General features: G+C 43.4%; 9 protein-coding genes. 2 read left to right on the top strand and 7 right to left on the bottom strand.

Annotated features, from left to right (window positions below; genetic code table 11):
* Nucleotides 1-238: 238 nt before the first annotated feature.
* The gene (locus tag F8R90_RS17205; protein ID WP_196511749.1) at nucleotides 239-499 is read left to right on the top strand and encodes a MoaD/ThiS family protein; all 261 of its coding nucleotides are present in this window, start codon (nucleotides 239-241) and stop codon (nucleotides 497-499) included.
* Between the two features lie 71 nt (nucleotides 500-570).
* On the opposite strand, the gene F8R90_RS32940 is transcribed toward F8R90_RS17205, so the two are convergent.
* The 5 genes from F8R90_RS32940 to F8R90_RS17180 form a co-directional block, all read right to left on the bottom strand.
* Nucleotides 571-3,576: a lamin tail domain-containing protein gene (locus F8R90_RS32940; protein ID WP_230966375.1), complete on the bottom strand. Its 3,006-nt coding sequence runs from the start codon at nucleotides 3,574-3,576 to the stop codon at nucleotides 571-573.
* Between the two features lie 210 nt (nucleotides 3,577-3,786).
* A complete protein-coding gene (locus F8R90_RS17195) occupies nucleotides 3,787-4,644 on the bottom strand; it encodes a lysophospholipid acyltransferase family protein (protein ID WP_190895067.1) in 858 nt (285 codons plus the stop codon).
* Between the two features lie 47 nt (nucleotides 4,645-4,691).
* Entirely contained in the window at nucleotides 4,692-5,183 is a 492-nt protein-coding gene (locus F8R90_RS17190) for an MFS transporter (protein ID WP_331000675.1), read from the bottom strand.
* Nucleotides 5,184-5,192: 9 nt separating this feature from the next.
* Entirely contained in the window at nucleotides 5,193-5,738 is a 546-nt protein-coding gene (locus F8R90_RS17185; protein WP_196511748.1) for a GNAT family N-acetyltransferase, read from the bottom strand.
* 58 nt (nucleotides 5,739-5,796) lie between these two features.
* Complete coding sequence (locus F8R90_RS17180; protein ID WP_196511747.1) at nucleotides 5,797-6,495, bottom strand: glutathione binding-like protein; 699 nt, start codon at nucleotides 6,493-6,495, stop codon at nucleotides 5,797-5,799.
* 582 nt (nucleotides 6,496-7,077) lie between these two features.
* Here F8R90_RS17180 and F8R90_RS17175 point away from each other — a divergent pair.
* Complete coding sequence (locus F8R90_RS17175; RefSeq protein ID WP_196511746.1) at nucleotides 7,078-8,043, top strand: class I SAM-dependent methyltransferase; 966 nt, start codon at nucleotides 7,078-7,080, stop codon at nucleotides 8,041-8,043.
* A 151-nt stretch (nucleotides 8,044-8,194) separates the two neighbouring features.
* Here F8R90_RS17175 and F8R90_RS17170 read toward each other — a convergent pair whose 3' ends face one another.
* The gene (locus tag F8R90_RS17170; protein ID WP_196511745.1) at nucleotides 8,195-8,980 is read right to left on the bottom strand and encodes a class I SAM-dependent methyltransferase; all 786 of its coding nucleotides are present in this window, start codon (nucleotides 8,978-8,980) and stop codon (nucleotides 8,195-8,197) included.
* A 259-nt stretch (nucleotides 8,981-9,239) separates the two neighbouring features.
* Entirely contained in the window at nucleotides 9,240-12,011 is a 2,772-nt protein-coding gene (locus F8R90_RS17165) for a bifunctional acetate--CoA ligase family protein/GNAT family N-acetyltransferase (protein WP_196511744.1), read from the bottom strand.
* Between the last annotated feature and the right edge of the window lie 39 nt (nucleotides 12,012-12,050).

Genomic DNA, 12,050 nt, shown 5'->3' with positions numbered 1-12,050 from the left:
ATATTAAATTTGGCAAAAATTTGCTTCCCTCTGCGTTTCAAAAAATCACGTTTTGAAACGCAGAGAGACCAAGAAGCCTAAAGAGCTTGCAAGAAGCTGTGCAATGATTCTGGGAATCATAACTAAATTAACCAAATATGACATGAAATCATGTAGTTAGTAATGTATAATTAACTCCAAGAGTTCAGGGTGCTTGTCAAGTATAAAACCACTTGCTGGTACTGCCAAAGCATATTGTATGTCTAAATCTGCAATCACCGTTACCGTCAAATTGTTCGCTGCTTATCAAGAAGCCTTTAGGGTTTCGGAACTGGTGCTGGAATTCCCCAATAGTATACCAGTCAAAGCAGTATGCGATCGCCTCATAGCTGAACACCCCGAACTCTCCCAATGGCGTGACATCACCCGGTTTGGGATTAATCTAATATTTGTCGAACCAGATACCCTACTACAAGATGGGGATGAAGTCGTACTGATTCCACCAGTCAGCGGCGGTTAGCACAACAGTTAGGAGTGATGAGTTAAAAATTCAAAACTTTTAACTCATAACTACTCATTCCTCACTTGCGATTATTTCACCCTGGCTCGGAAGCGAAAAAAGCCGTAAAAATCTTTGGCTAAATTGGGTAAATCTGGACTTCGTGTGATATTCACCACCACTGCTCCATTGGTGTTAGCACCGCAGTATGATGGGGTTTGATCGTTAGCAGCATAAAAGCGTCCGCGATCGCTTGCATCCTCTATATTGCTGAGGTAAACTGTGGGACTGCTGGAACTAACAGCAAGGGCAATACCTTGATCTGCTCCTCCTAAGCCACCATCACGAGGAGTCTTACCATTAAATGCAGTAGGAATAAAAGTAGTACTGGTAGGAACTAAGTCACAGAATTTAACATTAGTAGCATCATTTGGGCCTTTAGAGAGGAAGTAGATAGTATATTCCAACTCATCTCCTGGTTTAACAGTCCCAGCATTAATCAATCCTCGCAGGTAGCCAGCAGACCATGCAAGATCGTTATCATCAGAGGCATAGGGTTCTGGGACATAATTAGCAGCAGTAATAGCAACATCACTGCGACCATCTACAATATCAGTTAAATCTTGGTTATTGATGCGGGTGATGCGTTTCACTAACAAAAGCTTTGCATTAACCGTAGTCGCACCGTTATTACTTTCTCCAACGCTGGTAACACGACTACCTGTAGTATCAGTATCTCTAGTTGGTAGAAAGTTTGGACACCGTGTGCTAGCGTTTCCACTGGTGGTTGCTTCCCAGCAAGCACTGATATTAGTATCTTTACCATTGGGGGTCAAGCTGATAGACTGGCCCGAGTTAGCTCCAGCCAGAGAAGACTGATAGGTGTTGTCCCACAAATTTAGAGAACTTTGGGGAGGTGTATTAACCTCATTACCCGCACCATAGGCGATATAGTCAATAATCTTATTTTGGTTATCATATAACCAAACATCATCACCGGAATTGTTGAGCTTGGGAGTTTGTCCCAACCAAGCTTGAAAAGCTGCTCCTGTTGCTTGATGGTTGGCATTATTATTACCAATCCAAATGACAGCATATTTCCCTGGTTGTAAAGTCGTACCACTGGGGAAAGTATAATGAAAGCCGCCAGCAGCATCGCTACTACCGACGATGAGGTTGCCATCTGTCAGCCTCACACCACTCAAATCTACCGGGGATGTAGAAGCATTGTAGAGTTCAATAAACTCATCATTGGTGGCAGTAGTAGTACCAGTTTCGTTATAAAGCACCTCGTTGATAATAACTTGACCCGCCAATGGTGAAACTTGATAAGAAGTTGTTGGGATAATATTTAAATAAGTTAGAACTGCATTACTAGGAACATAAGTCCATATATCTAATCCTTTGACATCACCGAAGGAGCCTGTACAAACTCCATTAGTGTTACCACCAGTGGCTGTACCAAAGGCACGCTGAGTACTAGTAGTATTAAATCCTGTTACCAGGTTACTGTGAGATATAGATGGTGGGGAATTTCCACACAATAGACTACCTGGTGTTCCCACATTTGTCCCAGACAAGGTACGATAGCCGCGATCGTCGTAAAACCCTGTATTATTTCCCAAAGGATTGGTGACGTTGAGGAGAGTAAAACTTGGCCCTCCCTTGGTACTGTTTTCAGCATCTATAAGAGGAAAGTGGTATTCGCCAGCATGAGTTGTGATGTTAACTGGGTAGTCTGTGCCAACGGGGAAAAAATTACCATTATTATCTTTACCATCCCAGGTAACGGTTTGACTTCCAGATGCCGTCATCGTTCCCCGCAGGACTCGGTTTTGTAGATTAGCAGGATCATAATCATTACCATCTCTGCTAATGACTATTTCATAGTTGCCTGCTACATTGCTGTCGAATTTAAAAACTCCACCTGTGTTTTGGTTAGAGTTATTAGCCCCAGCTGTACCAGTAAAGCTAGAATTACTGATGCTTGGAAGTGTCGCTACAGTAGGGATACCACGGGCAAAGAGAGAGTCATTTGTTCCGGCGCTAGTTTGAGGATTATTGAAGAAAATGACGTGGTTGGGTAAGGCGAAATTTGTTCCACCTTGAAGTTGTGGCATCAGAGCATTATTAACTGCACTCAGAACATCATGGTAGAGTGGTGTTTTTCCATCGCTGTCATAGTAGCCTACATCATTGCCATAAATGACAAAACCATTGGGGTCTAAGCCATTGAGGGCAGTTTTATATTGATAACCATCTTTAGTGACAATGTAGAATGAAGATTCGATCGGTCTGCCATTGCCTCCAGTAAATAGTGCTAAGTAGTCGGCAAAGAGTCGCCCGTTAATATCTGTTGTGGAAGTCAAGCTGCTGCGTACCGTCACATCCCACGCAGCTATACTGGTTCCTGATGGATCTTTAAAGTTGGTGCCGAAGTCAATTGCTGATGTAGGAGTTCCATCAAAGTTACTATTACCTCCTTGACCTCCATAGAAAGCTACATAATAAATCCCATCACCGCCGACTGGAACTTGATAGTAACAGGGTACGTAGCCGTTAGCGATCGCCCCACCCGTCGTTGCAGTTGCTGGGTTTGTAATTGTGTCTGGGCCTGCTAATTCTTGGTTACGACTAGATATTTTACCCTGATTTGTGTTTAGAGTCTGGGTTCTTTGGGTGGAGCATTGGAACTTAAGATTAGAGAGGGTTTCATTACCTATTCGACCTGTTTTGGTGCCATAGATCAAAATATCACCACTATCTACTCCCACAGAACTAGAACCCAAGAGGATGTATTCTCCAGCTTTAGCATACACTTGTAGCAATGTGCGCCGCAGAAGAGAATGATCCGCAGGGGTTGTAGGCCCATACTTGTCTGTCGCCCGCCATTCAAGGTTGGCTCTAGCACCAGTAGTACCGCTAGGATACAAATTCCTACTGCCTTCTGCTTGAACTGGTTGTATCCAGTAACCCCAAGTACACAGTATTAGAGCCAGCCTACCAAGCCATCTTCTTCGGTGTCTGAGAGATTTGAGGTTCGCGCAGCCTCTCGGCAGGAAAATTACCTGTGAAAGATATTTAAAAAATAGGCTCATAACTGGTTTACCAGATCCTCACTCCAGGCTTTAATTCGTAATAAAAAGCGATCGCCTACTTTTAGATTGCCCAATATCAGCGAGAACCTACCATCTTGATTCACATTTACGGACACAGCAAAGCTATGCCCCTACTAGCATGGTCTATTTAACTGAAGGGACGCTGCTTGAAGGGCTTCTGCTTTGCAGTACGCAGACTAATTATATGCATCATAGAGAATTGGCTTTAGCAGTTCGCTTCACCAATTGATCTAACTCTTGCTGCATCTGACTAACAACTAATTCATAACATTCATTGACATAGTGGCGATCGCTAGCTGCTTCTCGACCGTAGCGTTCAAATACAATTGGCGGACAAACCTGCGTATACATGGGCACTGGTAATGGAATGTTGGGCAACGGGCCAATTGCTAATCCCCAAGGTAGTCCGAGATAGATAGGAAAAACTTCCGGATCAATCCCCAAAAGCCAAGGCATTCCCCATTCGTGGAGTTGCTGCACAACTTTGTAGCAGTCAGCCAGTACAATCAGCGTATCGTGAGCACCCCAGGAAATCACAGGCACAATCGGCACATTTTCCCGTAACGCTAACTTGATAAATCCTTGCCGCCCTGCAAAGTAGATTTTATTACGTAAATAATGCGGTCGGAAGACATCTTCGGCTCCACCTGGATAAACTAGCACACTAGCTCCAGAGCGCAAGGCAGTGTAAGCCATTTTTGGATGAGCCATGATTGCTCCAGCTTTGGCGGCCAGTTGGGCTATTGGCGGGCTAACCTGCCAAGCTTTGGGATGCATCAAACCATAAACGGGTTGCTCAACACCAAATCGTCGGAACCAGTCGTACATCACCATTGTCATATCGGGAGCTGCGAGTCCCCCATTGTGTGAACCGACAAATAGGACTTTTTCTTGGGGTGGAATATTATCCCAACCACTAGTTTGAACTCGAAAATAGTAGTGATAGAAAAAGCCCAACAGGGGCATCAGAGATTCTATGAATTTTGGATCTCGCTCATCCAAAGACCAACCGGGTTTTTTATTTAACAGATGTTGCTTTTTTGACATTGATGCATTCTAATCCCTTGCTCTCCTCTAGAGGCTCTGTGTATACCTTAGCTTTCATCGCTGTTTTGCTTCTGCTTGACTAACCAAACAGAGAGCAGAGCGATCGCTACACCAACTAGAATAAAGCAATAAATGTAGCCGAAGTTATCGACAATCCTACCAAATACTGCTGCGCCGATTCCCTGTCCGACAAACAAGCTGAAGGCGAACAGCGAAACAGCAGTGCCTCGTGCTTGCGGGGAAAGCTCAGTGGCTTGGGTCTGGAGGGTGCTGTGCATCATATAAAAGCCCAATCCCATTAAAATACTCAAAGGGATAAATAGCATCCAGTTCTGGAACAATGCGATCGCTAAGAAGCTGATACACATCAAGCCTCCTCCCACTCCCATCAAACCAATTTCACCCAGTCGCCTGACTAACCATTTAACTGAGCGACTATAAATCAGTCCACCCAATCCAAAACCACTGAGCATAAACCCGATCGCTACATAACTTAGACTATAGCGATCGCGCAGAAATGCTGTTGCTAACCTGCCCACTCACTTCTCCTATTTGTTAATCACAAATTGCTCCAGATCGTGATACTGCCCTTTGAAGAAGCCATGCTGTTTCAGTACACCCTGACTCTGAAAACCTAACTTTTCTAGCAACTTTTTAGAAGCTATGTTGTCCAGCATGACTTGGGCAATAATGAAACGCAAACCCATTTCCTTAAAGCCAAATTGCAAGATGGTATGCACTGCCTCAGTCATTATGCCTTGTCTCCAAAAAGTACTGGCAAGCTCATAACCGACCTCAGCAGAGTTTTCTTGTGGGTTCCATGTAAACCCACAAGAACCAATCAAAACGTTGTCTTGCTTACGGGCAATTCCCCAGCGAATTCCTTCTCCTCGCTCAAACCGCTTGGCTCTACGGACAATGAGTGCAAGCGCTTCTTCAATAGAAGTGAAAGTATCAAGATCGTGAAACTGAGTCACGCCTGGATCGGAGAATACAGCAAAGATAGCCTCAGCATCCTGCAACGTTGTCTCACGAAGAAGGAGCCTTTCTGTTTCTAATTCAGGAAAGGAAGATAGTGAGAAATCGTTGCTCATAATTGCTCCTTTAGAGCTTACTTAGCGATCGCCACAGTGACAAAACAATTCAAAACGCTCAAGGTTGAATAGTCTTCGCCGACTGGTTAAATAACAAATCTCGTGACTTATCTGGATCAAGCGCTTGAGTTTTCAGTGCTTCTGCTTTCTCGTAAGCGCGAATTGTTGCTGGACGGGACTTAATTGCCTCAAACCAGCGCTTCAGATGAGGAAAATTCTCTAGATTCTGACTTTGGCGTTCATAGCCCACAATCCAGGGATAAGCAGCAATATCGGCGATGGAATAATCGCCAGCCACAAATTCTTTATCTGCTAGTTGCTTATTCAGCACTGCATATAAGCGTCCCGTCTCATTCACATAGCGGTTAATGGCATACTCTATTTTTTCGGGAGCATAGGCGCTAAAGTGATGATTTTGTCCCGCCATTGGCCCCAAACCTGCCATTTGCCAGAACAACCATTCTAAAACTTGAGTGCGATTACGTAAATCTTGGGGGATTAATTTCCCGGTTTTTTCTGCTAAATACAGCAAGATTGCACCAGACTCAAATACCGAAATTGGCGCGCCTCCATCTGCTGGTTCGTGGTCAACAATCGCGGGGATGCGATTGTTAGGAGAAATCTTTAAAAATTCCGGTTTAAATTGATCCCCAGCCCCAATATTCACAGGAATTATGGTATATTGCAAGCCGACTTCTTCCAAGAAAATCGTAATTTTATGACCGTTTGGGGTTGTCCAATAATAAAGATCAATCATGGTTATTTTTCCTAAAATTGTGCGATTGTTTTTTAAGTGAATGATGCGGACAGCTCTTTCGGATTTCTCACAAAATCTGAAAAAAAGGGGGAAAAGCTGCGAAAATGTATACCCAGTAAGCAGTTTAGCACTTTACATCCAAAAGTCTTGTCCTAGAGGTAAGATAGAAAATCGCTGTCATGAATGGAGCTAAAGCCCCATACTGGAATATTTTGCTGGACTATTACTGATTATTTTGCATTACAAAAAAAGACGAGATGCTTAAAAAAAATTAACTTTTTAGTTTCTGGATGACATTTTCAGGTTGTGCCTGGGAATCCTGGTTTGAAGATGAATCTCAGATCGATAACTTCAGGCTATGTGGTTAACATCTATTTGATTTCCCTGATTAAGCATTTATCGGCCGCTTGCTGTACTTGAGTGCTAAGAGGTTATTTATGTTGGGTTTAACTTAGCTTGCTTTAGTTATCGATGGAGGCGTAGTCCGAAGCTCATCTGTAGAGACATGGCGCTTTTAGAGAATTTGGTGAAGTTAAATTGTAACCAAAAACCGAGAATTTCAAATAATTTAGAGAGTAACTTATGATTGAAAAAACAGTAAAACTGATTGAAGGAAACTTATTGCCAAAAGGAGATTATGTTTCATCAGGATTTGCTACTATCCAGCCAGATTTATATTTTCCCAATATAATTTTAGGAAATAAATATGATTCTTTTTGGCTTTACTTGCGAAGGGATATTACTCATAATTGGTACGTTGATAAGCGACGGCAAAATGTAGGATTTGTTAGCAGAGATGAAGCTCATATTATATACAATACAGCCTTAAAATTTCAGGGTAAGAAAGCTTTAGAAATAGGTTGCTGGATGGGTTGGTCAGCTTGTCATTTAGCTCTAGGAGGAGTGCAGCTAGATGTCATCGATCCTATGCTATCCGAACAATTATTTAATGAAAGCGTCACAGATTCGTTAAAGTCGGCAGGCGTTAAAGAATCCGTGAATCTAATACCAGGATATAGCCCTCAAAAAGTAGAAGAGATAGCAAATAAATTTCAACGTAAATGGTCATTGATATTTATAGATGGTAATCACGAAGCACCGGCTCCGCTGAATGATACAATTATTTGCGAACAACTTGCAGAAGCAGATGCTTTAATTTTATTTCATGATTTGGCTTCTCCCGACGTAGGCCAAGGCTTGGACTACTTAAAAGAGAAAGGGTGGAACACAATGGTCTATCAAACTATGCAAATTATGGGAGTTGCATGGCGGGGAAATGTTGAGCCTGTAATACATCAGCCAGATCCTAAAATTAACTGGCCCCTACCTCCACATTTACAAGGTTATTCTGTAAGTGGTTCAGTTCAAACTGCGGCGGAAGATAAATTTGCAGAAATTCTCAGAGCAGTTCAACCATATACTTTATTGAGTGAAGGAAAGTTATTCTCGCTTTATAGTCAGGTAAAACAACTATATTGTTATCTTTTTTGGCTGCCAAAAATGTTACTACAAGCGATCGCTAGAATCAAACCTATCAAGCACGACTAGCTTTGTATTATCAGCCATCACTAGCGACTGGCTATGTGCCGCTAGTGATGGCTTTCTCTGGATGAAACATAGAGCTTCAATTCATCATGCCCCTGTAGCTTGTCTGGATAGAGAAATTTTATTGCCTAGTAGTCCAAAATGGCAGTGACCACTATACTTTTTCATTTCCTGACTGTGGTGATTTTGCGATCGCTGCCCAAACTCTGTGGTGAACCTGAAGAATTGGCGTAGGATATTTGGCTTCGAGTAATGTCGCCAATTCCTGGTCAAATACTTCTACCTTTTCTGGTGTCATGCTGGCTCCCACACCTGCACTAGCACGAATTCGTCCCCGCCAAGCTTCGTGTGTATAAGACACAAATACATCATAAGAAAATGTGCGGATTTCTCGGAATCCTCCTTCGCCAATGTCTTGTAACCACAGGGGATACAATCCATTACCGCCGCCTAGATTCCACGCTGGATTATGAGCCTTGATCAGTTGTTCTGTTGCTTCAACTACATTACCTTTTAAGGGTATCCAATCAAAATGAGCGATCGCCAGCGAGCCATTTCTTCTCAATATGCGAGTAATTTCTTGGACAACCCGCGGACGGTCAAACCAATGCCAACACTGTCCAGCAGTGATCACATCTGCACTTGCGTCTGGTAACTCGGTATTCTCGGCAGTTGCGACTCGATAATCTACTTTGAGTTGGACAGATTCGCTTAACAGTCTCGCTTGTTCTAAAAGTGATACTGATGGATCTATGCCAATCACATAAGCACCTCTATCAGCAAAGCCCCGCGCTAGTGTTCCTGTTCCTGTACCGAGGTCAACAATATTCTGCCCTGGTAAACCTATACCATATTCAGACAGTTTGTTAAATAATGAACTGGGAAAGCCAGCGCGGTGTTTTGCATAATCAGTAGCAGTTGCACCAAAATCAATTTTCATCAAAAACCTCACGGGAGTTTGCAAACCCAGTGGCTTTTAGCCCTGGAAGGAAAAACGACTCGGCAGGCTTGAGCCTGCTGTCCACACATCCTGCTTCAACCCTACTTTCGCTGTAAATATTAATAGTAGCGAAAGTTTGTTCATGTACCTGATGCATAGGCTAGAAGTTCTCTACCCACGGACGTAGTTCTATTTCTCATGTCCAAGCATTGTGGGGTTCTTTTAAGGCATAAAGAATGGTGTTCGTTAGAAGCTCACGTTATTTTCCGGGATGAACTTTTTTGATATCAATTTGGGCTTTGACTACAGTTGGATCATCTGTCTCCTCGATCCGAAAACCAAGTTTTTCACAAACTTTTTGCATAGCATAATTATCAACCAAGATATCAGCAGTGATTCTTTTCAGTTGCTCATCTCGACTAACTTGCAGTAATCTTTGTAGTAATTCAGTTCCTATCCCCTGGCATTGAGAGCGATCGCACACCACAATAGCAAATTCTGCTTCATTTGTACCATGTATTTTACTTAACCGACCGACTGCCAAAATTTCCCGTGTCTGGGTTTCGGGATTTTGATATTCCACAACTAGGGCTATTTCGCGATCGTAATCAATAAAGCAGATGCGTGTTAATCGTTCATGGGCTACTCTCGACTGGAGTTTAATTAAGTGGAAATAACGAAAATAAACGCTTTGTTCTGAGAGTGTCTTGTGAAATTGCACCATCAACGGCTCATCTTCTGGACGGATAGGACGGATGGTAACAGGAGTGCCATCTCTCATCATCCACTTGCCACTATATTGTGTGGGATAGGGTCGAATCGCTAACTTTGGTAGTTGCTCTTCTTTAACATTTGGTTCATAAAGGATAATCCGCGCATCGAGAGCAATCAATTGTTCAGATGAAGCCAGCAATGGGTTAATATCGATTTCCTTAATCCAACGCTGTTCGACAACTAATTGACTAAATACCACCATTAATTGTTCAAGGGCGGCTATATCAACACTTTTGCGTCCCCGAACACCTTTCAGCGCTTTGTAAATCTGTGTTTGCTCCATCATGCGCCGCGCTAAAGTTGTATTCAGGGGTGGAAGTGCGATCGCGCGATCGCAAAAAATCTCGACTAGTTGTCCCCCCGTGCCAAAAAGCAATACCGGGCCAAACTGGGGATCAAGACTACTGCCGATAATTAGTTCATAACCGGCCATTTTTACCATAGGCTGCACGGTTACACCTAAAAAATGCTCAACACCTACTTTCTCACTCACTGATTCTGCAATAGCTTTGTAAGCGTGTCGTACAGCTTCAGCATCTTTCAGATTTAACTGCACACCGCCAACATCGGTTTTATGAGTAATTGTCTGGGAAAAGAGCTTTAAAACAACTGGATAGCCAATTGTTTCAGCACATTGAACTGCCTCATCCTCGGTCTTAGCAACGCAAGTTACAACCACCTGAATACCATAAGCTGCCAAAATCTGCTTTGATTCCAACTCTGTGAGAATAGTTCGCTGTGCTTGACGTGCTGTTTGAATGATTTTTTCAACACAGTTACGGTCTGGTATCTCTAATGAGGAATCAAGTGCAGGCATTACAGGAGTTTCGTAGATACCACGCAGGTTATAACTAGACTGCCACATATAACTAAATATCCGAGCAGCAGTATCAGGATAAGGATATGTAGGGATATGGTTACGATTGAGAATCATCTCGCCTGCTGCTACATCTGCTCCCCCCATCCAACTGGCAAGGATGGGTTTACCAGCCATATGTGCGTAGGGTTTCAATTGTTCGGCTGTTTGGGTAGGGTCTGTCATTGCTTGAGGAGTGAGAATCACCAATAAGCCGTCACTATTTGGATCTTGAGCAGCAATTTCTAACGCTTTGGTATATCTTTGTGGGTCAGCGTCGCCCAGAATATCAATCGGGTTGCCGTGACTCCAATGTGCTGGTAATAGTTGGTTAAGGGATGCGCTAGTTTCTTGAGAAATTGGTGCAACTTCTCCACCAGCAGCAATCAGAGCATCGGTGGCAAGTACTCCAGGGCCACCTGCGTTAGTTAAAATTGTCAGGTGTGGCCCTTTGGGACGGGGTTGTTTTGCCAGCACCTCCGCCATATCGAACAAGTCAGAGATGCTGTTGACGCGCAACACTCCACAACGCCGGAAAGCTGCATGAAGAACCTCATCACTTCCTGTTAGTGCACCAGTATGAGAAGCTGCTGCTTTAGCTGCGGCTTCAGTACGGCCTGCTTTAATCACAATAATCGGTTTAGTTAAAGCAACTTCCCGCGCTGCTGAGAGAAACGATCGCGCATTCCCAATTGATTCCATGTAAATGACAATACTTTTGGTCTGCGGGTCATCACCAAGGTAGTAAATCAAATCTCCCCAACCCACATCCAGCATTGAACCAAGGGAAATAAAGGCACTAAATCCGACGTTTTCCCGAAAACTCCAATCAAGGATAGCAGTGCAAAGCGCTCCACTTTGACTAATAAAGCCGACATTTCCAGGACGTGCCATTGTACTGGCAAAAGTTGCATTTAAACCTGTTCGTGGACTCATCACACCTAAGCAGTTCGGGCCAATAATCCGCATTTTGCCACGATGTGCTTGCTCAAGTATTTGCTGTTCTAAAACTACACCCTCTGCACCAGCTTCTTTAAAACCAGCACTAAGAATAATTGCACCTTTGACACCTGCATCCACACACTCATTAATAATGCTTGGGACTGTTGGTGCTGGGGTGGCAATAACTGCTAAATCCACTAGTTCTGGAACATCAAAGATAGTCGGGTATGCTTTGATTCCCAATATGCTGTGCCGCTTGGGATTGACAGGGAAAACAGTTCCACCAAAAGGATTGCTAATCAAATTCCATAGCAGGGTGCGTCCAACACTATCAGCTTTTTCGCTAGCACCAATTACAGCAACACTTTTTGCGGCAAAGATAGCATCAAGGGGATTAGCTTTCTCGGTTCGCAAAATATCATAGGCGCGATCAACGGATGACTGGATAGGCTTTTGCATGATTCGCTGTTACCTGTGGTGGAAAGTAACCGTTCAGGA

The sequence above is a fragment of the Nostoc sp. NZL genome, assembly GCF_015714705.1.
Classification (GTDB): Bacteria; Cyanobacteriota; Cyanobacteriia; order Cyanobacteriales; family Nostocaceae; genus Nostoc; species Nostoc foliaceum_A.
The sequence above is the reverse complement of the archived record's forward strand: the minus strand, read 5'-3'. Positions and strand labels throughout refer to the sequence as shown.